Origin of the sequence: Pseudomonas sp. rhizo25 (assembly GCF_031931935.1) — a bacterium.
Classification (GTDB): Bacteria; Pseudomonadota; Gammaproteobacteria; order Pseudomonadales; family Pseudomonadaceae; genus Aquipseudomonas; species Aquipseudomonas synxantha.
In genome coordinates this window covers 195,183-218,106 of record NZ_JAUJXA010000003.1, presented here as the reverse complement: position 1 = coordinate 218,106, position 22,924 = coordinate 195,183, and the positions used below count along the sequence as shown (strand labels likewise).

The window sequence follows — 22,924 nt, the reverse complement described above, 5'->3', positions numbered from 1 at the left end:
CGATAAAGCGTTGGCAACCGCAAAAATCCCGAACATCTGCTTCACTCCACAGCGGCAGGCCTTCGTGGCACGCTGCGTGCTTGCTAGACCTCGGCACCCCACCCTCATGGAGTAAGAGTGAATGCCCGTCCGCCCCCGTTTTATTGAGCACTACCGCAAGGCCGACCGCATCATGCTGGCATTGATCTGGCTGATGTCGCTATTCTCCCTGGGCTTGGCGTTCTGGCATGACACCTGGCTACAGGCGCTGATCGTCGGTGGCGGCACCGGCGTGGTGCTGACCGCGCTCTACCGCGTCATCGGCGGCACCCGTGTGATGCGCTGTGCACTGGGCGCCGGCCTGATGGTGATGGCGGCGCTGCACATCAACCAGGCGCATGGGGTGATCGAAGCCCACTTCGGCATCTTCGCATTACTGGCGGTGTTGACCTTCTACCGTGACTGGCTGCCGATCCTGGTGGCGGCGCTGACCATCGCCGCGCATCACCTGGTGTTCCACGCGTTGCAGCATCAGGGTTTTCCGGTGTTTGTGATGGAGCATCACGGCGGCTGGACGATGATCTTCGTTCACGCGTTCTACGTGGTGATGGAAACCGTCGCCCTGCTCTACCTGGCGGTGCATAGCCAGGCTGAGGCGGTCGAGAGCCAGGAAATGCTCGAGAAGATGCTCGCCGTCACCTCGCAGCTCACCGTGGAATCGGCCAAAGGCGAAGGCAAGTTGCGAGTCTCCCTGGCCACGCGTTTCGACCACTTCCTGCAACAGCTCACCCACCTCATCGATGGCGTTGCCCGCGATTCCCACGGCCTTGGGCAACTCGGCCAGGAACTGGCCACCGCCAGCGGCACCCTGGAAAAAGGCGCGCACCATCAACTGGCGCAGATCGGCGAGATGACCGGTTCGATGCAGCGCCTGGAAGCCGCCACCGGTCACATCACGGTGCAGGTCGAACAAGCGGTGGAACACGCAGGCCAGGCCAGCCAGCAAATTATCCGCGGCCAGGAAAGCGTCGGTCGCGCCCAGCATGAAATCAGCCAATTGGCGTCACGCATCAATGACACTGAATCCACCGTGCAATCCCTGGCCGTGCAGGCCGAGCAAATCGGCTCGGTGCTGGAAGTGATCAGCAGCATCGCCAACCAGACCAACCTGTTGGCCCTCAACGCCGCCATCGAAGCCGCCCGCGCCGGCGAGCAGGGCCGGGGTTTTGCCGTAGTGGCCGATGAGGTACGCAGCCTGGCCCAGCGCACTGCCCTGTCCACCCAGGAAATCAAGACCATCATCGAGGGCCTGCAACAGGGCAGCCGCCAGGCCGTCGAAGCCATGCACGCCAGCCGCGAAGGCGTGGAGCGTTGTGTGGAAGACAGCCAGTTGGCGGTGGACATGCTCCACGCCGTGGGCCAGGACATTGCCCACATTGACCAACTCAACGGCCATATCGTCACCACCACCCGCGAGCAGACCTCGGCGAACCTGGAAATTGTCGAGCGTTTGCAGTCTGTGCAAACCATCGCCCAAAGCACCGCTGACGACGTCGAGACCCTCGCCCGCAGCAGCGAACGCCTGCCGCCGATTGCGGTGCGGCTGGATGCGCTGGGGCGCAGGTTTCATCCTTAAGTAGAGCACCAGACACACGTGGGTCAAAATGTGGGAGGGGCTTGAACTGGCCTAATGATCCCGGACACCTCTTAAGGGCGATATGATTCGCCCATTCAGGAGGTTCCATGCAAGAACGAAAAACCTATACCCGCGAGTTCAAGCAACGTGCTGCAAGCATGGTTCTTGATGATAACTGCTCAGTTCCCGACGTCTGTGCATCGATGGAGGTTGGCCCTACGGCTCTGCGCCGTTGGGTTGATCAGGTTCGTAAAGAGCGTCAGAAAGGGCAGCCAGTGGCCGGTACCAAGGCAATCAGCGAAGAACAGCGAGAGCTGCAGCAGCTGCGAGCCAAGGTCAAGCGTCTGGAGACCGAGGCTGAAATCTTAAAAAAGGCTACGGCTCTCTTGATGTCGGATCCCGATCGTTTTTCCTAATCGAGGAGCTGAGGGAGTCGAGTTCATATCCGACCTGCCTGCTTTGCAGTGCGCTGGGCGTTTCCCGTAGCGCGTTTTACGACTGGCTTAAGCGTCGCTCAGCGCCCAATACCAAGCGTGACGCGCTCAGAGCAAAAGTCGTGCAACTGCATGACGAAAGCCGGGGAAGTGCAGGCGCGCGGATGATCTCTCAGCACTTGAAGGCCCAGCAGGTCAAGGTGGGACGGCATTTGGCCGGAAAACTCATGGCGGAGGCAAATCTGGCCAGCAGGCAGCGCCGCCGCCATCAATATCGCTCTAGAGGCGTCGAAGCATTTGTGGCCAAGAACCTGCTTGAGCGTAACTTTGAGCCAACCGCAATCAATCAGGTCTGGTGCGGCGATGTTACTAGCCTGATGGTTGGGAAACGCTGGTATCACTTGGCAGCGGTCATTGATCTGTTCGCCCGCCGAATCATTGGCTGGGCGTTTTCCCTGATCAACGACGCCAACCTGGTTAGCAAGGCGCTAAGAATGGCGGTGGAGGTTCGAGGCAAACATGGGGGCTTGATGTTTCATTCGGATCAAGGCTGCCAATACACCAGTCAGCGCTTTCAGTCCGAGCTGCTGGAACATGGGATAACGCAAAGCATGAGCCGCAGAGGACAGTGCTGGGACAACGCGCCAACAGAGCGTTTCTTCGGGACACTCAAGTCAGAGTGGGTGCCCACCAAGGGTTATACGACAGTTGAAGAAGCCAGGCAGGATATGACCAGCTTCTTCATGCGGTATAACCGAATTAGGCTCCACAGCTACAATAACTACCTGTCTCCAATAGCCATGGAGCAGCAGGCGGCTTGACCACCGTAATCGGTGTCCGGAAAAACTTGACCAGAACAGCTTGCCCCCGATGGCCATAGGTATCTACACAAGATCGGCTGTCAGGCCGCCATCGGAGGCAAGCCTCCTCCCACAGTTGGACCGCGGCTAGAGTGCCCGCCACCGGTCGAGCTATTAAAGCAACCGACAACCTCCTACACTGCCGACATTCATACTTACCTGCGCAGCCTCGCTTTTCTGCCCGCCTCGCCTCCTACCAGGACTCCAGACATGCGCCTGCCCGACTTCATCCTTGAGCACCTCGAGCCGATCCTGCAGGCCTGGGAAGATTTCGCCAGAACCATCAAGACGCCGGGCGGGGACCTCGATAGCGTGGCGCTGCGCGATCATGCCGAGCAGATGTTGCGGGCAATCGTGACCGACTTGCGCACCACGCAGACCAAGCGAGAGCAAACCGCCAAGGCCCAAGGGCTGATTCCGGCCGATGACCAGGAAACCGCCGCTGAAACCCACGCAATGACGCGCCTGATGGCCGGTTTCACGATTGATCAAATGGTCTCGGAATACCGCGCACTCAGAACCAGTGTGGTGAGCCAATGGATGAGAAAGGTCAACGAGGGCACGCCGATCAATGTCGACGACATGACCCGGTTCCACGAGGCCATCGATCAGGCGCTCGCCGAGTCCATCGCCAGCTATTCACGTGCGGTCGAGGCATCACGCAATGTGTTCCTGGGCATACTCGGCCACGACCTGCGCACGCCGTTGGGCGCGATCCTGTTGGGAGCCGACGTGCTCAGGCGTTCAAAGGACATCGGCCCCCGGGACAACAAAATTGCCAACCAGATGTACACCAGCGTGCGCCGAGCGAGCCAGATTGTGGGCGACCTGCTTGACCTGACACGTTGCCAGATGGGTCCGGGCATCCCGGTAAAAACCGCGGCTATCGATCTCGCACCGCTGTGCCAGCGAGTAGTGGAAGAAATCCAGGCGTTTCATCCAGAGGCCAATGTCGTGTTCGAAATGAAGGCTGCGGTTTCAGGAAAATTTGACGGCGCCAGAATGGAGCAAGTCTTCTCGAACATCATCAGCAACGCGGTGGAGCATGGGGACACCACCTTCCCGATCAAGGTCGAGCTAGGCACCGTGGAGGCGTGCGCGGTATTCACCGTGCACAACCGCGGCGAGGCGATACCCGAAGACGTGCTGCCCTTCATATTCAACCCCATGGGCCGTTTCTCCCAGCGCTCGACAATCGATCTAGGCTCCGCAGAAGGATTGGGCCTGGGCCTTTTCATCGCCTCGGAAATCGTCGCATCCCATGCCGGATCCATCGATGTCAGCTCGGATGCAGAACAGGGCACGGTCTTTAGCGTGAGGGTTCCCCTCGACAGTGCCCCCGACATCCTCAACCCACCTTGATAACCACCTTCCCAAACGCGCCCCTGGCCAGATGCTCGTAAGCTTCACGCGCCTGTGCAAACGGATAGACCCGGTCGATAACAGGGCGGATATCGTGTTGGTTGAGGAACTCATTCATCCGGTCGAACGATGAGCGTGGCGCTACGGCAATGCCACGCAGTGTCGTCTGGCGGAAGATCAGCGGCATGAGGTCAAGCGCTACAGTCTGCCCGGTCAAGAAACCGATCTGTGCAATGCGCCCGGATGCCTTGGTGGCCGCGACCGACTGATTGATGCCGTTGCCCCCCGCGACATCGAGCAGCAGATCGACACCCTTACCTGCGGTGAGTTTCAGCACCTCGTCCGCCCAGTCTGGCGTCGTCCGGTAATTGATCCCGGCTACTGCACCCAGGCGCTTGACGGCGTGCAGGTTGTCGTCGCTGCTAGACGTTGCGATCACCTTTGCGCCAAGCGCCGTGGCAATCTGTACCGCGAAGATGGAGACCCCACCCGTGCCCTGGACCAACACGGTTTGCCCCGGTTGGATCTGGCCGAAATCCACCAATGAGTACCAGGCGGTGAGCGCGGCAATGGGCAACGTAGCGGCCTCTTCATCGCTCATATTGGCGGGTGCGGCTACGGCGCTGTCCTGGTGAATGATCATGTACTCGGCCAGGCCGCCCGGCAGCGGCGAACCGAAGCAGTAATCCGGTTCGTGGGGGCCCGGTTCGCCATCCAGCCAACGCGAATACAGGTGAGAGTTAACGCGGTCACCGACCTTGAAGCGCGTCACGCTGTCCCCCACTGCTACCACGGTGCCAGCAGCGTCGCTTACCGGGATCAATGGCTTGGGCACCTTGTGCGGCTCATAGATGCCGTCGACGATGGCCTTGTCGCGAAAGTTCAGGGATACCGCGCCGACCTTGACCAGCAACTCGCCAGCTTGCGGATGTGGGGTGGGCGCCTCGTCCAGTTGCAGGTTATCAAGGCCGAAGTCTTTCAGTAACCACGCTTTCATGATGAATCTCCCAATGCAGGTAATGACCGCAAACCGCAATCGATCTGCCTTGGGTCCATCATTCGCCATCGGCCGCGCGCAATAAATGCGCAAAAAAACACAGGATTGTTCTATCCTGATATAACAATCGCCACCGGAAATCGTCATGGAATTGCTGCAATCAATGCGCCTGTTCGCCCGGCTGGCGGAGCTTGGCAGTTTCACCAAAACTGCTGAATCGCTGGACATTGGCCGCCCGCAGGTCACCCGGTATATCCAGGAGCTGGAAGCATCACTAGGTGTGCGCCTGTTCCAGCGCACCACCCGCAAGGTGGCGCTCACCGCCGAGGGCGAGCGCTTCTATGTTCGGGTGCAGGAAATCCTCGCGGATATCAACGCCGCCACCAGTATGTTCGACCGCACCGGGGCAACCCTGGTTGGCCGTCTGCGCATCGATATCCCGAGCGCTTTCGCACAACTGGAATTCATCAACAGCCTCAAGGGCTTCACCGACAATTTCCCCGGCATCAACCTGGTACTGGGGGTGACTGATCGAACCGTTGATTTGATCGGTGAGGGCATCGACTGTGCGTTACGCATCGGCGACTTGCCTGACTCGAGCCTCATTGCCCGCCCTATCGCGCAAGCAATCATGGTGACCTGCGCGGCCCCAGACTATCTGCACGCACAAGGTCGCCCCGAGTGCCTGGAAGACCTGGCCAGCCATCGAGGGGTCAACTTTCTGTCCGGCCAAAACAACCGGACCTTGCCTTGGCATTTCATGGTCAAGGGCCAGGACCAGACCTTCGTCAGCCACGCGGGCATCACCGTCACCGAATCGAATGCCTATGTGCAATGTGGCGTGTCAGGCTTCGGCATCATCCAGGCGCCCGGGATCACCGTGGCCGAACACCTGCACAGTGGCGCGCTGGTGGAGATCCTGCACGCCTATCGCCCTGCCCCGCGCCCGGTATCGCTGTTGTATCCAAGTCGGACACACCTGGCCCCACAGGTGCAGGTGTTTGTTGAATGGCTACAGGAGCACTTTGTGCAGTTACATGCCCAGTGGCTGGGGCAATGTCGTTGACATGACCTCTCTGATCACTTGGCGAAACCAGATGGAGCGACCATCCATTTGATCCGTGCGCCGATACAGCATAGAGATCGGTTCCAGCGGCAGTTCCATAGGGGCATCAGTCACCTCAAGGCCATACAGTGGCGCGATGCTGTTGTGCAGGTGGCTACGAACTCAAGCTGGTCGGGCCAAGCTAAAGATCAGTGGTCGCAGGCGGTTATTCACGCCATGCGCCAAGTGCAGTCATACGCCAAAGTTAAACGCAATTGAGATCCGCGGCCGCGAGCCTTCAAAGCGTCGTACCGAGTGCATCAGCCAGGAAGGGAACATGACAAAGGTGCCACTGGCCGCCGCGCAGGTGCTACTGAACCCGGCAGTCAGGGCGAACTCAGCGGCAAACCTCACCAACGTCTCGCAGGCCGCGCCGTCCCACTCCGGGAAATCATGGGCGGACTGCCAACCGCCGGTATTGCTGCGCTGCGCCCCCTGGGTGTCGGCGGTCAGGCGCAGGGCAATCAGCGCTTTGAGCTCGCCGTTGAGCCATTGCGCGTCCGGCACCTGGATGCCGGCCAACGGGCTTGGAACAGCCGGCGGATGGTGATGAGCTGCGGATCCAACCGCTGATGACAACGCTGCATTGAGGCACTACCAGATTACGCAAGTGGCTGAAAAACATACCGAAGGAGCGCAGGCAGTGGTGTAAACCTTTGCTAATAACTTGAGGGTTATTGATCGCCGGAGTGCCTCTGCGACGCTTTCTGCAAGCGCTCCAGCACCTCATCACACGCTGCTGCCCACGCTTGCGGCGCACCTTTGTCGCGCAGCACTTCGAGCCCGGCAGCCGTGAAGGTGCCCGGTGTCGCGATGGCATTGCCCAAGGTGTCCATGCGCGCCTGGGGCTGATGACCGGCGCTGGCCAGGCAGTCCTGCATATTGCCCATCACCAATTGCCGGGCATGCTCTGGACTCAGTCCTTTATCGGTAAACCACCGTTGGAGATCATTGAGAAAGAAATAGAACCAACCGTTCATGCAGGCCGCGACGGTGGCCAGTTCGAAGGCGTTTTCCTGATCCAGCACGATCAACGTCCCAAGGGTGCCCAACAACGCCTCAAGGGGCTGCCCCGCTGGCGTAACCACCACGGTCGACTGGTTGATCTGCGCGGCATAGGACAGCATCGCCCGCACCGGCTGCGCCTTTGGGAAGCAAAGCGCCAAGTCATCCAGCTTCATGCCGGCGACCAGGGAAACCAGGGGTTGCCCCGGCTTGAGGCGTACCTCCCGGGAAAGCGCCTCCACCACCTCGGGGCGCACACCCAGGAACAACAAATCCGCCTGATCGACCACATCTTGGTTGTCGGCCATGACCTCGCAAGCCCAGGCCCTGCCCAACTGCTGTGCACGCTCATGGTTGCGTGGCGACAGCAGCACCCGCCCACTGAACCCGCCGCGACGCAGGCCAATCACCACTTTTTCAGTCAATTCGCCGACGCCCAGGATGCCGATGCTCAGCAAGGTGTTTCCTCCGTTTCGAAAGCCCGTGATGGGTGTCGCAGCATCATAGCCAGATTACAAGGCAGCGAGCCAACGCAAGGATTGTCCAACCGCGCCACGTAGCCTTATGCTCATGCCTCTGCCACCTGTCACCTGGAGCCGCCATGGACCTCGCCACCCTCGCCCTCTTTCTCCCCGCCTGCTTCGCCCTGAACATGGCGCCCGGCCCCAATAACCTGCTGTCGGTGAGCAACGCCACTCGCTACGGCTACCGCACCTCCTGCCTGGCCGGTCTCGGCCGCTTGCTGGCCTTCGCCGGCATGATCGCCCTCGCCGCTGCAGGGTTGGCGGTGGTGCTGCAGACGTCGGAATTGTTGTTCTACGCAATCAAGATTCTCGGCGCGGCGTACCTGCTTTACCTGGCCTATCAGCTATGGCGTGCGGACCCACAGGCACAGACGCAAACGGCCACCAGCAAAGTCGGCTTATTGGCCTTGGCGCGAAAGGAGTTCCTGGTGGCGGCGGGCAACCCCAAGGCTATCCTGATCTTCACCGCCTTCCTCCCCCAGTTCGTGGTGCCAGGCCAACCTATCACCACGCAATTCGCCCTGCTGGGCGCGATGTTCCTGGCGCTGGAATGGGTCGCCATCAGCGCCTACGCCTATATGGGCCTGCATATGCGCCGCTGGTTCGCCGAGCCACGTGGCAAGCGCCTCTTCAATCGTTGTTGTGCGGGGTTGTTGTCGGCGGCGGCGACGGTGTTGTTGACTGCGCGCAGGGCTTGAGCGCCAGCATCAATCCACTGCAAACACAGGCGTCGGATAGAAACACAATCGAATTACTCCTTCATCCTGCTGCTACGCCGCAATCAAGCGGCTGGCTGAGGTGCGCAGCAGCAAACGCGATTAGATCGAAACGCAGCGCCCAACCGCCATCAGCCAGGCCCAGGCAAGGTCAGTGCGGGTCTATTCCAGCGCCGGTATGAAGTTGTAGCTCACGATATCGATACCGCAACTCGCCAGGTCGCGCACGCGGCGATGTACCCGTCACGCCGGGTCGCAGCCGCGTTTGAACTTCACTTCCGTGGGGCCTGAATCAAAGAATAGAACATGCGGATATGGAAATAAGGGCCCTACACATCGATAATGCCAATTCGATATCACCTTGCTAACCCAACACGCGAAGACCAAAATGACAGCTGCTATTGAGACCGACCGCTTTAAAGCCAAAACCAAATCAAAAAAAACTTACATCGTCATTGAAAAAACCAAGGAAACTAAAGAGCCAAGAGGCCTTGGCGAACAGACGGTTATCACCTCGCAAAAAACATACTTTTTAGACACGGGAGAAAAGGTCAACAAAGTTAATAGCACAGACTTTCTGATCATCAAAAAAGACCTCTTAATACGCAAGGTAGAGCCATTCTTCAGCAAGCCATTTATCGTTGACATTAAAACTCTTTTTGACGGCCTTAAAAACCTGGCATTATGTCTTGCTATGCTTGTGGCGCTTCCAATAATGCAAGCAATGGCGGCGTTAACCTATGATCACAGATTTTTTGTTGTCGCTTTTACCTGGGCCGCTTTAGTGGTGATTATCGTGCTCGCTGGATACAATTTTATATGGCTCTATAAAACAATGGAGGCAAAACCAAAATCTAAAGTTTTAGATAAAGCTGCTTGGTTTGTGACCTTTTTAATTGTAGCGTTTATTTTCTTTTGTGCGATAGCTATCACGTACCCGAAATTGGTACTCGCAACGTCGGGTTCGAGTTCCGTGATCGACTCCATTAATGCAATACCCAACCAAGTTTCCACCCCTCTTTTGAATAACCTCTGTTCTAAATCCTGAGACATCGCCAAATGACCGCTTTTGGCCGGTTGCTGCGCTCAGTGACTTGCAGCAATCGGACAAGAGCAGCCCGCTGGCCCTGCAAGAGCTGTATTACCGCCGTCTGCGAGGCGTGGCAGTGACCGCGTCGCCAGTTCGGGTGTCCACCACCCAAAGACACCAGCCGGGCTCGCTGCCCTGCGTGAAAATCCAAAGAGCGGCCCACTATCGATAAGTATCCACCTCTTCAGCCGGATAAAACTCGCCCTTCTTCCCCATCTTTTCCAGCCGTTGCCGCGCGATCAACTCCACGCTGGCCACTGCGGCCTGATCGTCAGGGTTGACCAACTGCAAGCACAGGCGTCGCACATTCTGATCGTGGGTGCCCTCGCTGAGCATTTCGTGGGTGAAGACTTGTTCGCCACGCCATAGGCATAGCTGGGTATGCGTGCCGCCGAGCCATATCTCGTTGATGGATCCAAGGTCAGTGGTAGCCAGTTGATCCACGGTGATTGTCTTGTCCATTGCCCTGTACCTTACCCATGAGTAGATACAGGTAGACTTCCAGGCACAGTCGCTCGTTCCAGGCGTGTGCGGTTCAACTGCGTCAATGGACAGTGACGTCGAGGGTTCAAGACTCAGGTGTCCGTAAGCAACATGATATGGGTGGCGTGGGCATCATCTGTTCGCTTGAAACCACAGTGCGTATAAAACGCGTTCCCTTCAGGCGTATCAGTGCAAAGACGCACGATCTGAAACCTGAGAGCGGCACGTGCAACCAGCGCCTTTACTAGCGTCTGCCCCACATGTTGCCCCCTTGACGAAGCTGCGACGTATACCCGTCGCAGTCTAGCCGCATTATTTCCAGCATATGGATCAACTGACAGACCTCCAATGCCTATCAGTTGCTGGTTCAAATAAACCGCCATCAGGCACTCGCCGGGGGCATCAAAGCGGTTTGCTCCAGAGTGCCACTCGGTAACCAGGCGGGTGAGGAACCTGAAACCTTCACCAACGGCCTCTTTTTCCAACGCCAGGATCTGTGGTGGAAGCTGCGCGATCTGTTGAATCTCAAATCGTTTCATAACACCCCTATCCTGGTATGAGCTCGTTTTAATGGGCAGGGTTCCAGCTAGACCGGTTTACACCTCACTCACCTGGACAATCGTCTTGCCAAAGTTACGTCCCTTGAGTTGGTCGATCAAAGCTTGCGGTGCGGTATGCAACCCATGGGTAATCTGTTCGCGATAACTCAATTTTCCATCGGCGATCCACTGGCCCGCCTCCTCGAGAAAATCAGCTAGCTGCTCTTGAGCATATTCCGTCTGGATGAAACCACGCAGGGTCAGGCTCTTGCCCATAATCTGCGCCATCGTATTGGAGAGGCGATCGGTGTTTTCCTGGACACCGGACGGTTTCTCGTATTGAGAAATAACCCCGCACACAGGTACGCGAGCGTAAGTATTCAAGAGCGGCAGCACGGCATCCCAGATTTTTCCGCCGACACTTTCAAAGTAGACGTCAATCCCGTCCGGGCAGGCTTTGGCCAGTTGTTCCGCGAAGTCTGGCGCGTTGTAATCGGCCACTGCATCGAAATGCAGCTCGTCCTTCACGTAAGAGAGCTTCTGCGCCCCGGTAGTGATGCCTACCGCTCGTGCACCACGCAGACGGGCGATTTGTCCGACCATAGAGCCGACCGCGCCGCTGGCAGCCGCAACTACTACGGTTTCGCCCGGCTTGGGCTTGCCAATGTTACGCAAGCCCGCATAGGCCGTGAAACCAGTCATTCCAAGCACGCCCAGTGCGGTGGAAGGCGGCGCCAGGTCTGGATCAAGTCGACGCAGGTCGCTGCCGTCTGAAACAGCAAAGCGTTTCCATCCGGAAAAAGCCAATACCCAAGCACCCACTTGCCAATCGGGGTGATGGGACGCCCTCACACGGGACACCGTAGCACCGACGATGACCTGGTCGATCTCGATAGGATCGTTGTAGGACTTTTCAGCCCTCATCCACCAGCGCATATAAGGGTCAATGGAGAGGTAAATAGTTTCCAGCAGAACTTCACGCTCGCCAGGTATCGGTACTGCTACATCCTCAAGACGTAGGTCGGATGGCTTCAAATCTCCATCTGGACGCGCCGCCAGTACGACCTGCTGATTCGATAGTTTTGTCATGACATTCTCGCGCTTAGGTTGAGCAAATGATGCGGCAGGCAGCTGCTGTCGCACTCGCATACAAAATGTATGCGATTAATGTATTAACATACGTCCTGCATGTCAATGCATTCATGATCTAGTGAGGAGAGCCTGATGGCGCGACAAAAACGTGCAGATATGATTGCGTCAACGCGCAGCAAATTGATCGCGGCAGGCCGTAAAGCCTTTGCAGCGAAGGGCTACGCCGAAACTGCCATGGAGGATCTGACAGCGGATGCCGAACTGACACGCGGCGCGCTCTATCACCACTTCGGTGGCAAGAAAGGCCTGCTGGAAGCCGTGATTGCTCAGATAGACGAAGAATCCTCGGCGCGCCTACGTGCAGTCGTGGAAACAGCAGATACGCCGTGGGAGGGTTTCGTTGAGGAGTGCGTCGAGTGGATCAAGCTGGCGCTTGAACCGGAAATTCAACGTATCGTGCTGCTGGATGGTCCTGCGGTTCTTGGCGACCCGGCGCGGGCCGCCAGCCAAAGCGCGTGCCTGGCCAGCACCATGCACAGCATTCAGGTGTTGATCGATCAGAACGTCATCAAACCCGTGGATGCACAGGCGACTGCCTATCTGGTCAACGGCGCAGCCTTGAATGCGTCTCTGTGGATCGCGAGTGCGGCTGATCCACACCTGGCATCGACGCAAGCAATCGCCAGCTTTCGTATTTTGCTATCGGGGCTGCTGCGATAGGGGAGTAAGCTTGCTCTCCCTGGAGCCTGACAGTCGACCGCTATCTAACTGATGCTCTACGATCCAAATGTGGGGCTTGCCCGCGAAGACGTGAGACCAGCAAACATTGATGTTGGCTGACCCACAGCTATTGGGAGCAAGCCCCCTCCCACATTTGGATCGCGGCGCATTTATTGGATACTGACACCTGTTCGCCTGCAAAAATGGGCCTTGTGAAATGGAAGTCATCTCATGTTCGAACGCAACAAACTGGTGCCGGAGTTAATGGTCACCAACCTGCAGGGCAGCTTGGCTTTTTGGGTTTCTTGCCTGGGGTTCAAAGTAGCTTATCAACGCCCGGAAGATGGGTTTGCATACCTTGATTTGAATGGCGCTCAAGTAATGCTTGAGCAGATTGATCCGCACGCGGGTCAATGGCTGACGGCGCCGTTGACCAGGCCGTTTGGAAGAGGCATGAACCTACAGATTGATGTTGAAGCTGTCGCCCCCATCATCCAAAAACTTGATCAGGCTGGTGTTTCACTCTATCGAGAATGCAAAGACACCTGGTATCGGGCAGAAAATGTAGAAGTAGGCCAGAGAGAATTCATCGTCCAAGATGCCGACGGTTATCTCGTAAGGTTGGTAGAGCGGTTGGGCGAGCGTCCGCTCTCGGTCGAAAATGGTCGTCAGTGAGCGGCAGCTATCGGCCAAAAGCGGACGACCAACTCGGTTCTGGTTTCGCCCAGCTTGCCTCCTCCGCAAGTGCAAGCTGGCTCACTTCTCTGCCTCTTGGATGCGCCTGGTATGTCAAGTCGGCTAAAGGCCACGCCCCCGATGCGCATTGATTCGGCTCACGTTTAGGTTTGAACTATCCGCAATGTCCGGATAGCCACCTATTGCTGGAATTCTGAATACGCTAAGCTAAAAGGCATCCAATGCTCTACACAGCCCTGCCTTCTCAACAGGCTCGTTTTCAGGTTTTCCAGCTGGGTTTAAGCGCTGCAACGCGACCAGGCACTGGCCACCGTCCAGCAGGATCAGTTCGTAATCTTGCCCGGCCTTGGGGGTGAAGTGAAAGCTCTGCCTGCAGCTATAGGAATTGCCGCCAGAAACATAGCCCTCACTCTGGAAGTTCATGGCAAAAGGCTTGTTCGCCGGCACCTTCAGTTCGCTACGCGCCGAGCCTTGCGCCTCCACCCGGCGGTTGCTCTCGGGCATGCCCAGGCTGCGGCCATTATTCTGAGCCGCAAAGCCGGATTCGGACACGGCCATCACCCCGGCGCCAGGCACACGCCAGTCGATGCAGTCACGGCCCGGCACACCGCGCGCCACGCCATTGGTGATCACGCGCAAGCGTGCGGTATCCCCTGCTGTGGGTTCAACATAGGGCGTGTTGTAAGCACGGATATTGGAAATATTGCCGCAGCCACTCACGGCCACGGCCAGGCCGGCTATCAGAAACGCTCTCATGGAAGTCCTTTTTTGAGGCTTAACGGCAGTGATAAGGGCTTTCACTGCTCAGTTCCTCGCCGGTCCGGGCATCGCGAATGATGACCGTCGCCCCCGGCGCATTGAGGCAGAACGCATTGCGTATGGGGTAAATGTTATGGCCCTCGGCGGTGAACGTGCCGAGCTTGGTTAACGGGGCGCCGGAGGCGTCCTGAGCCGTCACGGTGTACTCACCCGACATGGTCAGACAGCCGCTCAGTAACAGCAGCAAGGTGGCGCAGACTGCATATTTCACAGGTGATGTCCCTATCGTGTTGAGTGACGAACCCTCAAAAAGAGGGCGGTTTTTTTGTGGTTTCATTGCGCCGACTCACAGGCCTTCAACGGTTCTTGGGTGCGCAACGCACAGACGTCAAAACCATCACGCCGGGTGTAGCCCGAGCGCTTCATACACACAAAGCGCTGCGCCCGCTCCTGGAAGCTGGCATTGGGATCGATGCCGGAGCCATTCTTCTCACCGCAAGCCAACATGGAGGTCAAGACATCCTTGCTGCTCGCGCCGGGTTTCTCCCATAAGTCCGCATCAGCCGCCGGGGGCTGAAAGGGCTCGCTGAAACAGGCGGTGACGAGGGTAGCAAGCAGCAGCGCCAATGCCATAGGTTTAAGCCACATGATCAATCTCCTTATTTTCTCGGGCTGACAGGCACCAGCACCGGCTTGCCTTGCGGCCAATATCTTGCGCAGGCTTGCGCACCACTGCCATAACAGCTGTGCATGGTCGTATCACCGGTGAAGACATTGCCCAACTCCTTGAGCAAGCTGCTGCCCTCAGGTATTACGCCGCCAGTACCCGGGTTATTGCCCATGAAGAACCACCTGCCCACCGGGTCGTTGTTATGAACTTCGTATTTAAGAACCATCTTCGCCTGTTCGACTGGGTCGGTGACGGCCGAACGGTTTTGCAAAAAGGCCAACTGTTCATCGGCGGTGTAAACATTGAACGCTCCACCGAAGTTATACACCGTAGTCTTGCTGAGTAACCCGGCAGCATCAGGCATGTTGTAAATGGATTGTCGGGAGTTACCACCGGTCATAGTGCCGCGACTGTGTTCAGTCAGGTGCAAGCCAGTGGCGCCATAGTCGAGCTGCAACTGGCGCGAGGCCGCGGTGTAGTTGGTCAAGCCGAAAAAGTCGTTATCCATCGCCTTCTGATACCCGGCAATCAACAGCTCCGACAGGGTATTGTCCGCCTTGGGAAACCACATGAAATACTGTGGCCCGGTCGCGCCAGGGTCGCGATGCTGAGCCGCGTATTTAGCCGCGGCTTTGTCGTCGTTGAAAATGCCATTGAGGGCTACGTTGACTACGTTGTTTTCATCCGCCTGCAGATGTTGCCTTTCTGCATCACCCACTACACGGAACAACGGCTTTTGGTCCGCGCCTTCCTTCACATTGCCCTGTTCATCCAGCTCCAGCGCCAACATCTGTGGCGGCGTTTTGAACATGGTGCGATACGCCTTATCGGTAAACTGCACCCCTTGGCGATAGGCCTCATTCTTGATCGACTGCTCCGCCTCGGCGGTACGCTGCAGTTTGTCCAGGTCCTGACGCTCGGCGCCAACATGGGAGTGGGCGGTGTCACGGTTAAGGCTGGCCACGGTTTGACTGGCATCACGGCCGGTCAATTGCTGCTGGCGATAGGCATCGGTAATGAGGATATTGCCGGCACTCACCGCGCTCAGCGTGTTGCCCTCGGAAGAGTCCGAAGCCTTCCCTGCATCCAGGTAGTTGCTGAACAAGGCCTTGCTGGCGCCGTACATGCCCTGGCCGACAAAGTCGCTGCTGAGGGTGAGCCCACTGCTGTCGGCGCTGGCCTTGGCGCTGTTGTGCAGGTCAGCGGTGGTCAATGAGCCGGTACTCAAGCTGTTCTTGCCATCGGCAATCGCCTTGTCGTTGCTGGCGATCACGCCGCCCACCAAGTGGGTGTTGCCCTTGACCCGGATATCAAAACCACCGTCCCCGGCCCGAATGCCGCTCTGCTCAGTGACACTTTCAAAGTTGGATTTCTGAATGCCTTTGTTCTGACTCAACGTGAAGCTCGATGAGCCGATGCAGAATGGCGGCACGCAAATACTCACGCCCACGCCCAGGCTAGTCTGTTTGGCCTTGTAGGTACTGGTGTCCTGCAGGCTTTCGACACTGAAATCACCGCCCACATCGGCCGTGACTTGCTTGCCACTCACCACTGCGCCCTTGAGTCGGGTATCGCCACCGGAATCGAGCGAGACCTTATTACCGGCGTCCACATGGGTATTGCTCCAGACCACATCATCGCCATCGGCCTTGCCGCGGTTTTGGGACGCCCCTGCGTTAAAACTGATGCCAGTGGTTTGGCCGCCGATGGCAATGCCAATCCCAAGGCTGGCGTTGCTGCCCTTTTCGGTCGTGCGCTGTTGCACCGTGTTTTGCGCGGCCAGCAAGGCAATAGCGCCGTCGGCCTTGAGGTTAACATCATGGCCGGCGGTGATCTGGCTGCCTTGTAAGGTCAGGTTACTGTTCTTGCCGGCGCCGGCCGCGGTAATGTTGACATCACCACCGGCCAACACCGACGAGCTGGCGGTCGAATTGGAGGTCTGCTCGGTTTTACTTTCCTTCTTGCTGGTGCCGGCCGAAATGCTGATATTAATGCCGCCGGCCATGGACCGGTCCTTGTCATACTGGATATAGCCGTTGCCCGCCCCCATCAGGGTGTTGACCAGCGCCAGTGTTTTGAGCCGGCCATCATCGGTGCGGTCGGACGCGGTTTTCATGCGCTGGGCGGTCTGCACGGCTTCGATCACCGGGTTGGTTACGGTAATCGTGAGGCCGCCTTGCTTGAACTTGGTCTCCTGGGTGATGTGTTGCTGGTCACGGGCCTCAAGGATATCGACCAACCGCGCGGCAATGTTCACATCGCCCTTGGGCGCCGTCACTTGGCTGCCGACCTGGCGGTAGGCATTGCCGGCCAGGATACTCACGTTGCCATCGGTGGCGCCGATGGTGCTGGCCGCCGCCGTTTCACTGGCGGTACGGTTTTTGTCGCTGCGCTGCTGGCTGCCGATGGTCACCGCGATGGCGCCACCGCTGAACAGCCCGCTTTGCTTGACCTCCTTGAAGTGCTGTTCGCTGAGCTGGTCGGTGGCGGCCACCACATTCACATCGTGCCCGGCTACCAGGGTGGTGCCACTGGTGGAGACCACGTTACTGCCGCGCACATTCAAGTCATTGTCGGCCTTGACCCACGCGGTCTCGCCACTGAGGGTGGTGGCCTGGGCGCGGGTTTCACTCACGGTGTCGCGGGTTGTAGTGGTCTTGCTGGAGAACAAGCTGTTACTGCCGGTGACCTTATGGGCCTCGTCGACAAAGTTGTAGCTCTGGCTGGTGCTTAAATTGACGTCGCGGCCTGTCGAAACGGTGACCCCGCCCTGCTCGCTGACGACCTTGGCGCCTCGGGCATTGAGGTCATTGTCCGCGATCAGGCGTACCTCGCCCTCACCCTTGATAACACTGCCGACATCGGTGCGGCTCGCGTCCTTGCGCCAGTTGCTGGCGTTCCATTGCACGCTTTGTTCACGGCTCTGGGTCACCGTGCCCAGGTTGATATCGTGGCCAGCAACCACCGTGGTCTTGCCGTCCTTGCCGGAACTGACGATCTGCGCCGCACTCAGGTTGATATCGCGCGCCGCGTTCACCACCAGTTCACCCTTGGCATCGGAGACAAACAACCCGGCAACCCGCGAAATACCCGTGGCGGTGCCCTGGGCACTTTCGGTGTTGCGCGTGGTGGACACCATGTTGATATCGCGACCGGCAACCGTATTCAAGCGCGTGGAGGCATCGATCAACCCGCCGAGGTTGTTCAAGTCGGTGCGGGCTTTTACCTCCACCTCGCCACCGGTCAGGCGCCCGCCCAGGTTCTGCAGGTTGTCGGCGGAAATCGCCAGCACGCTGCGCCCGGCGATCGTGCCGCGGTTAACCAGGTCGCCTTGTAGCTTGAGGTCGACTACGTTGCCCGCCATTAGTGCACCGGAGCCATCCAGGTCGCCGTCGCGCACCCGCACATACACCTGCGGCACCAACGCCTGCGTCACGCTGCCGTCGGCAAGGGTCACGTCCTTCTTCACCAGCCAGACGATGTCGCTGGTCAACTGGGCCATTTGCTCAGGGCTGAGCGCCACACCCGGCACCAGCTTCCACTTGCCGGCGTAGGTCAGCGCACTGTCGAGCAACGCGCGGTACTGGGTCTCATCATTGGCGTAGCCGTCGAGGAAGCGTCTGCCGGTGAGTTGGGCAATCTGTTCGCGGATCAGTTTTTGCTCATAGAAACCATCGCCCAGCCGCGTAAGGGTCAGGCCCGGATCCAGTTGCAGCCGATCCAGCATGTAGTTGGAAGACAGCCAGGAACGATAACTGGTGAAACGCGGGTCGCTCTCCACCAGATAGTTCGGGTTGGCCTGGGGATTGAGGTGGAACAGGCTGTTGTCCGGCACCTGCACATTAAGCCCGCCGGTACGGATTGACTCACCTACGCCTCCCGCCGCCGTCGCTTGCAGCGCCGCCACTTCCAGCACCGGGCCAGGCGCTCGGCCATTGCCCACATTGACCTTGGCCGCACTGGCACCGCCGGCAGCCTGATCGACGCTACTGGTCAGGCGAGTGCCGAGTTGCAGGCCACTGCCGGTATGGGCGGTGTTTTGCAGGTACTGGGTTGGCCGCAGGAAAATATCCGTGACGCTGGCGGCCGGGTTGTAGGCGGCTGTCGAACGGCCCTGACGGTCACGGCCCTTGCGATGGATGCGATACAAATGGCTGAACGTGCCACTGTCCGTCACCGTCTGCTGCCCGGTGACTTCGGTATTGTTGAGCTGTCCGATAGTGCCCACCAACGTGCCGCCGGCGATGATCCGGCTCTTGTCGTTCAACACCGAATTGGCGGTCAGCAGCATTGAGCCGCCGGAAAGGATTTCACCCGGGTCCGAGGTGAGGATCTGGGTCTGGGTAGTGGTACGAGTGTAGTCGTAGCGGTTGTAGTTATCGGCCACGCCCTCGGGGCTGACCAAGTGGCTGACTTCGTCGTTGTAGAGTGAGATCTGATCCGGGCGATAGCGATTGGCAGAGCCGGTGTGCTGGAACTCCTGGACGCCTTCGCGGCTGACCTCAACCACTTGGGTGCTGAAGTGTTCGTTGGTATTGCGCAACTCGGCACTGTTAAGGCTCAGCCCGCCGAGTGCTTCGATACTTGCGCTGGCGTTATGCACCAGCCCGGCCTGGCCGGTGGCCTGCCCCTGGGCATCCAGCGCGCCGCCGATCAACAAGTCACCGGCACTGAAAAGCATGGCGTGCTCACGGTTGACCAGCGTCCCGACGCCAATGTCCAGGCGTTCGCGCGCGGCGATCACGGCCGCTCGGGCATCTTCCACATCATTGGTCAGTTGCCCCGCCGCAATGGATACGTGATCACCATAAATACGGCCGCTGCCAAGGTTGTTGAGCACCTGGGTATTGATTCGGGTGATCTGGGCATCGATCAAGCCACGGTTATTCAGGGTATCCCCCACATCAAGGTTCAATTGCGCGGCACTGATCTCACCGTTGGCGCGGTTTTCAACCCCACCGCTCAATACCCGCAATTGCTTGCCGGCCTGAACCCCACCCTGGTTGTCGAGCGTGCCTTGCAGGGTCACCTCTAGATTACCGTTGGCTTGCAGTTTGCCGGTATTGACCAACCCCGAAGCCAGGTTGAGGCTGATGTCGCCCAGGCTAAACACGCGGCCATCGCCACTGAGGCTGGCGCTGGTCAGGCCGAGCCGTTCTCCGGCGATCAATGTACCGGCACTGTTGAGCAGCGCTTGGTCTGCGTTGATCGACACTTGCTTGCTCGACGAGATCAGGCCCGCACTGTTGTCCAACTGCCCGGTACTGTTGACGCTCAGCAACTGGTCGGCACGAATGGCACCCGAGCGGTTAAGCAACTGCGCCAGGTTCAGGGCTAACGACTGCCCCTCTACGCCCTGGTTGCTCCCCTGGGTCTGCTGGTTATCCAACTGTCCTGCATCGACCGTCAAGGTGCCCCCGGCACGCAGCAGGCCGCCGACGTTATCGAGGTGACCGCTGCCGATGTCCAGCCGCGCGTTCCCCAGACTCTGCAGCTGGCCGCCGCGATTGCTCAGGCCGCCAGCGGTTAGCAGCAGGCTCTTTTCACTGCTGAGTACACCGGCGTCGAGGTTATCGACCTGCGCGGCATGGATCGCCACGTCGCCTTTACTGCCGATAAAGCCGGCGTTGTTGTTCAGGTTGCCGGAGCGCAGCGTGATACCGGCCTGCCCGAGGATGCCATTGGCGCTGCCCGAGTCAGTATTGGTCAACGTTTGCCCATGGGTGTCGAGTGTGATCGCACCGCTACCCTGGATAAGCCCGGCCTGGTTCTTGAGCTCACCACTGCGCAGGTCCACGGTGCCGCTGCCGATAATGGCGCCGCGCTGGTTTGACAGGCCTTGCCCGGCACTGTCGAGCAACAAGGCCGCGCCACTGATCAACCCATCGTCGTTATTCAGGCCCAGGCTGGTAATTGTCACGCCTTGCCGGGCCTGCACCACACCGCCGATGTTATCGAACGCGCCCTGGCTCACCGTCAGCACCAGCGGCCCGCCGACCGAACCCACGGTGCCCTGCCGGTTACGCAATGCGTCGGCGCTGACACTGAGTGCGCCGATGGCCGCCAGCGTGCCGTGGTCATTGTTCACCTGCCCGCCGGACAGCGTGAGGCTGTCGCCCGCAGTGATCTTGCCTTGCGCGTTGAGCAACTGCCCGGTACTCAACTGTGCGCCCTTGGCTGCGGCCAGCGTGCCTGCAATGTTGTCCAACAGCGTATGCGCGGTGATCTTGAGGTTGCCGGCCACCGCCGCCTGAACCGCGCCGCCTTGATTGAGCAAGCGATCAGCCGTCAGGCTGATATCACTGTCACTGGCCACTGTGGCGCCCGTGTTGTCCAGCAGGCCCGTGGTGTTGATGCGCAACGTGCCCGCGCCGGTCTGCAGGATGTTCCCCTGCCGATTGGACAGTTGGTTGGCGTCGATTTGAATCTGCCGGGCTACGGTGGTGGCGCCGTCCAGTACCGCGTCGGCAACGGTGACTTGCAGTAGACCATTGCTCTGCAGGCTGCCTTGGGCACCTGTCAGCGCCTGGCCCTGAAGGGTCAGGCTGCCCGTGCCGGCGTGCTCGATCCTGCCCTTGGCATTGGACAGGCGCGCCGCCGAAAGGCGTACGTCGGTCGCATTGCTCGCGATGCGTCCTTCGGTGTTATCCAGGCTGTCGGACACAGCAATCACCGTGGCGCCCTTGCCGACCTGGACGATTTCACCTTGGCGGTTGGACAGGCTGCCGGCGGCCAATTGCACACCTTCGGTGTTGATTTTGGCACTGTCGGTGGTCAGGGTTTGTCGCACCGCTGTGCTCAACGTCCCTGTCGCGTCCAACGCTGCACCGCTTAAGTCAGCGCCGCCCGTGCGGGCAGTGAGCATGACATTGTGCGCAGCGATCTTACTCGCATTGAGGTCAAGGTTCTCGGCGCTCAACTGCAGATCCCCGGCAGCAATCGCCGAGCCTTGGTGCTTGAGCGTCTGGCTGGCGCTGACGCGTAGTGCACCATTGCCACTGACCGCGCCGTCAGCTGCCACACCTGCGCCCAATATCGACTTGCTGGCGTTGTCGATGGTTTGGGCGGTCAGGGTCAAGTCCTGCTGCGCAGCCACCACCCCTTGGTTGTTGATATCGCCACGACTGGACAGCGTCGCGGCGCCCTTGCTGTACAGCGAACCGCTGTTATCGATGCCCAGCTGGCTGTCCACCTGCAGGTTCTGACTGCTGCTGATTTGCCCGCTGTTGCCCAGGCGCCCGTCGGCGCTGATGACCACATCGCCGGCACTCGAACCTATTTGCCCGGCATTGCGCACGCCCAGGCCGGCTTCGGTACCCACCAACTTGATTTTGCCGGCATACATGCCACCCAGCTGCGCCACGTCAATGGCGACCTGGGGCTTATCGCCGGAACCGTTGATGACCGTCGCCTGGGTATTGTCGGCATTGACCTGGTTGGCGCCACTGGTCACCCGCAGGTCCTTGGCCCAAATACCGGCATTGACCTCGACCGAGCGTGCGATGACATCGGTAAAGTCGGTCTGCGATGCGTCCAGGCCCTTGCCGGAGATAACCACCTTGCCGCTTTCAACGCGGTAGCCTTGCAATTGGCCGTCCTGCATCTGCGCACTGCCGCTGGTCAAGGTGGCACGGTTAGCGTTGATAAAACCACAGCCGTCACAGGCGATGCCCGACGGGTTGGCGATCACCACCTGGGCTCGGTCACCGGCGACTTCGATGTAACCACGCAATTGGCTGGGGTTGCTGCTGTTGACCTCATTAAGGATCACTCGCGCCGTACCGCCGGCCAAATGCGCATTGCCCTCAATCCAGCCACCCAGCTGAGTTTGGGTATTGGTGCGCGCATTGTTAAGGATCGCGCCTTGGGCATTAACGTCGAACTGGCTGTAGGTGTTACGTGACACCCCTGCCGCACTCGGGGCCTGAATGTTGACTTGGGGCACACCGTTTGCGGCGTTGATAATCACCGGTTGCTGGCCGGGCGCAGCGCCACGGTCAGCCACAATATCGCCCCAGGCCAGCGGCGAGGCCAATGTGATCAAGCCCAACGCCGCCATCAATGAGAACCGCAGGGGACGCAGTGTCAGCACAGTATTCAAGACGACAGGGGCGACACCGATCCCGGTGCCTGAGGCTTTTTTGCTGCCCAGCACGTTTTCGGCCACTACCATCAGCAGGCCACGGGCTTTGTTAAAAACGATCCTGTAGAGGTGTTTGTTCATGACGATCCCTGTGTCTTGAAAGCTCTAAAATGC

Annotated in this window: 19 protein-coding genes; 9 read left to right on the top strand and 10 right to left on the bottom strand. The window is 58.9% G+C overall.

From position 1 onward, the window contains the following. Positions 1-121 precede the first annotated feature (121 nt). The 4 genes from QZR30_RS08015 (at position 122) to QZR30_RS08000 (ending at position 4,271) form a co-directional block, all read left to right on the top strand. Positions 122-1,615, top strand: a complete 1,494-nt coding sequence (locus QZR30_RS08015; protein WP_056847691.1) for a methyl-accepting chemotaxis protein — start codon at positions 122-124, stop codon at positions 1,613-1,615. Positions 1,616-1,722: 107 nt separating this feature from the next. Next, entirely contained in the window at positions 1,723-2,031 is a 309-nt protein-coding gene (locus tag QZR30_RS08010) for a transposase (protein ID WP_068965743.1), read from the top strand. Further along, the gene (locus QZR30_RS08005) at positions 2,031-2,870 is read left to right on the top strand and encodes an IS3 family transposase (protein WP_311903258.1); all 840 of its coding nucleotides are present in this window, start codon (positions 2,031-2,033) and stop codon (positions 2,868-2,870) included. The genes QZR30_RS08010 and QZR30_RS08005 overlap by 1 nt, the downstream gene beginning before the upstream one ends. A gap of 249 nt (positions 2,871-3,119) precedes the next feature. After that, on the top strand, positions 3,120-4,271 hold the full coding sequence (locus QZR30_RS08000) for a sensor histidine kinase (protein WP_046068311.1): 1,152 nt from the start codon (positions 3,120-3,122) through the stop codon (positions 4,269-4,271). Here QZR30_RS08000 and QZR30_RS07995 read toward each other — a convergent pair. Further along, entirely contained in the window at positions 4,258-5,268 is a 1,011-nt protein-coding gene (locus QZR30_RS07995) for a zinc-dependent alcohol dehydrogenase family protein (protein WP_056847690.1), read from the bottom strand. The genes QZR30_RS08000 and QZR30_RS07995 overlap by 14 nt on opposite strands. Positions 5,269-5,413: 145 nt before the next feature. Here QZR30_RS07995 and QZR30_RS07990 point away from each other — a divergent pair, with 145 nt between their 5' ends. Further along, a complete protein-coding gene (locus QZR30_RS07990; protein WP_311903152.1) occupies positions 5,414-6,334 on the top strand; it encodes a LysR family transcriptional regulator in 921 nt (306 codons plus the stop codon). Between the two features lie 231 nt (positions 6,335-6,565). On the opposite strand, the gene QZR30_RS07985 is transcribed toward QZR30_RS07990, so the two are convergent. Both QZR30_RS07985 and QZR30_RS07980 read right to left on the bottom strand, forming a co-directional pair. Then, positions 6,566-6,895, bottom strand: a complete 330-nt coding sequence (locus QZR30_RS07985; RefSeq protein ID WP_052721933.1) for a putative 2OG-Fe(II) oxygenase — start codon at positions 6,893-6,895, stop codon at positions 6,566-6,568. Between the two features lie 152 nt (positions 6,896-7,047). After that, positions 7,048-7,836: an NAD(P)-binding domain-containing protein gene (locus QZR30_RS07980; RefSeq protein WP_056847689.1), complete on the bottom strand. Its 789-nt coding sequence runs from the start codon at positions 7,834-7,836 to the stop codon at positions 7,048-7,050. 143 nt (positions 7,837-7,979) lie between these two features. Between QZR30_RS07980 and QZR30_RS07975 the strand changes: the two genes are divergently transcribed. Together QZR30_RS07975 and QZR30_RS07970 are read left to right on the top strand one after the other, a co-directional pair. Continuing rightward, a complete protein-coding gene (locus QZR30_RS07975) occupies positions 7,980-8,600 on the top strand; it encodes a LysE family translocator (RefSeq protein WP_311903151.1) in 621 nt (206 codons plus the stop codon). 406 nt (positions 8,601-9,006) lie between these two features. Next, a complete protein-coding gene (locus QZR30_RS07970; protein WP_056847687.1) occupies positions 9,007-9,666 on the top strand; it encodes a hypothetical protein in 660 nt (219 codons plus the stop codon). Between the two features lie 204 nt (positions 9,667-9,870). Here QZR30_RS07970 and QZR30_RS07965 read toward each other — a convergent pair whose 3' ends face one another. The 3 genes from QZR30_RS07965 to QZR30_RS07955 form a co-directional block, all read right to left on the bottom strand. Beyond that, positions 9,871-10,170, bottom strand: coding sequence for a hypothetical protein (locus QZR30_RS07965; protein ID WP_059398200.1), 300 nt, complete (start codon positions 10,168-10,170; stop codon positions 9,871-9,873). A 113-nt stretch (positions 10,171-10,283) separates the two neighbouring features. Then, on the bottom strand, positions 10,284-10,730 hold the full coding sequence (locus QZR30_RS07960) for a GNAT family N-acetyltransferase (protein ID WP_046068318.1): 447 nt from the start codon (positions 10,728-10,730) through the stop codon (positions 10,284-10,286). A gap of 57 nt (positions 10,731-10,787) precedes the next feature. Further along, the gene (locus tag QZR30_RS07955; RefSeq protein ID WP_056847887.1) at positions 10,788-11,819 is read right to left on the bottom strand and encodes an NADP-dependent oxidoreductase; all 1,032 of its coding nucleotides are present in this window, start codon (positions 11,817-11,819) and stop codon (positions 10,788-10,790) included. A 135-nt stretch (positions 11,820-11,954) separates the two neighbouring features. Between QZR30_RS07955 and QZR30_RS07950 the strand changes: the two genes are divergently transcribed. Beyond that, positions 11,955-12,542 (top strand): TetR/AcrR family transcriptional regulator, encoded by a 588-nt coding sequence (locus tag QZR30_RS07950; protein ID WP_056847686.1) that lies wholly within the window; start codon positions 11,955-11,957, stop codon positions 12,540-12,542. Positions 12,543-12,773: 231 nt separating this feature from the next. Further along, positions 12,774-13,217, top strand: coding sequence for a bleomycin resistance protein (locus QZR30_RS07945; protein WP_046068321.1), 444 nt, complete (start codon positions 12,774-12,776; stop codon positions 13,215-13,217). 228 nt (positions 13,218-13,445) lie between these two features. Here QZR30_RS07945 and QZR30_RS07940 read toward each other — a convergent pair whose 3' ends face one another. From QZR30_RS07940 to QZR30_RS07925, 4 genes are all read right to left on the bottom strand, one after another. Continuing rightward, positions 13,446-13,994: a hypothetical protein gene (locus QZR30_RS07940; RefSeq protein WP_046068322.1), complete on the bottom strand. Its 549-nt coding sequence runs from the start codon at positions 13,992-13,994 to the stop codon at positions 13,446-13,448. Positions 13,995-14,013: 19 nt separating this feature from the next. Beyond that, positions 14,014-14,268: a hypothetical protein gene (locus QZR30_RS07935; RefSeq protein ID WP_046068323.1), complete on the bottom strand. Its 255-nt coding sequence runs from the start codon at positions 14,266-14,268 to the stop codon at positions 14,014-14,016. 62 nt (positions 14,269-14,330) lie between these two features. Continuing rightward, positions 14,331-14,645 carry a hypothetical protein gene (locus tag QZR30_RS07930; protein WP_046068324.1) on the bottom strand — a complete coding sequence of 105 codons (315 nt, stop codon included), beginning with the start codon at positions 14,643-14,645 and terminating at the stop codon, positions 14,331-14,333. An 11-nt stretch (positions 14,646-14,656) separates the two neighbouring features. After that, a complete protein-coding gene (locus tag QZR30_RS07925; protein WP_311903150.1) occupies positions 14,657-22,891 on the bottom strand; it encodes a two-partner secretion domain-containing protein in 8,235 nt (2,744 codons plus the stop codon). Positions 22,892-22,924 lie beyond the last annotated feature (33 nt).

Excerpts from the sequence above, each read along its gene's own strand:
- QZR30_RS07950 (WP_056847686.1), top strand. The coding sequence starts at position 11,955 with ATGGCGCGACAAAAACGTGCAGATATGATTGCGTCAACGCGCAGCAAA.
- QZR30_RS07975 (WP_311903151.1), top strand. The coding sequence starts at position 7,980 with ATGGACCTCGCCACCCTCGCCCTCTTTCTCCCCGCCTGCTTCGCCCTG.
- QZR30_RS07945 (WP_046068321.1), top strand. The coding sequence starts at position 12,774 with ATGTTCGAACGCAACAAACTGGTGCCGGAGTTAATGGTCACCAACCTG.
- QZR30_RS08015 (WP_056847691.1), top strand. The coding sequence starts at position 122 with ATGCCCGTCCGCCCCCGTTTTATTGAGCACTACCGCAAGGCCGACCGC.
- QZR30_RS07995 (WP_056847690.1), bottom strand. The coding sequence starts at position 5,268 with ATGAAAGCGTGGTTACTGAAAGACTTCGGCCTTGATAACCTGCAACTG.
- QZR30_RS07940 (WP_046068322.1), bottom strand. The coding sequence starts at position 13,994 with ATGAGAGCGTTTCTGATAGCCGGCCTGGCCGTGGCCGTGAGTGGCTGC.
- QZR30_RS07960 (WP_046068318.1), bottom strand. The coding sequence starts at position 10,730 with ATGAAACGATTTGAGATTCAACAGATCGCGCAGCTTCCACCACAGATC.
- QZR30_RS07955 (WP_056847887.1), bottom strand. The coding sequence starts at position 11,819 with ATGACAAAACTATCGAATCAGCAGGTCGTACTGGCGGCGCGTCCAGAT.
- QZR30_RS08010 (WP_068965743.1), top strand. The coding sequence starts at position 1,723 with ATGCAAGAACGAAAAACCTATACCCGCGAGTTCAAGCAACGTGCTGCA.
- QZR30_RS07930 (WP_046068324.1), bottom strand. The coding sequence starts at position 14,645 with ATGTGGCTTAAACCTATGGCATTGGCGCTGCTGCTTGCTACCCTCGTC.
- QZR30_RS07925 (WP_311903150.1), bottom strand. The coding sequence starts at position 22,891 with ATGAACAAACACCTCTACAGGATCGTTTTTAACAAAGCCCGTGGCCTG.
- QZR30_RS07970 (WP_056847687.1), top strand. The coding sequence starts at position 9,007 with ATGACAGCTGCTATTGAGACCGACCGCTTTAAAGCCAAAACCAAATCA.
- QZR30_RS07965 (WP_059398200.1), bottom strand. The coding sequence starts at position 10,170 with ATGGACAAGACAATCACCGTGGATCAACTGGCTACCACTGACCTTGGA.
- QZR30_RS07990 (WP_311903152.1), top strand. The coding sequence starts at position 5,414 with ATGGAATTGCTGCAATCAATGCGCCTGTTCGCCCGGCTGGCGGAGCTT.
- QZR30_RS08000 (WP_046068311.1), top strand. The coding sequence starts at position 3,120 with ATGCGCCTGCCCGACTTCATCCTTGAGCACCTCGAGCCGATCCTGCAG.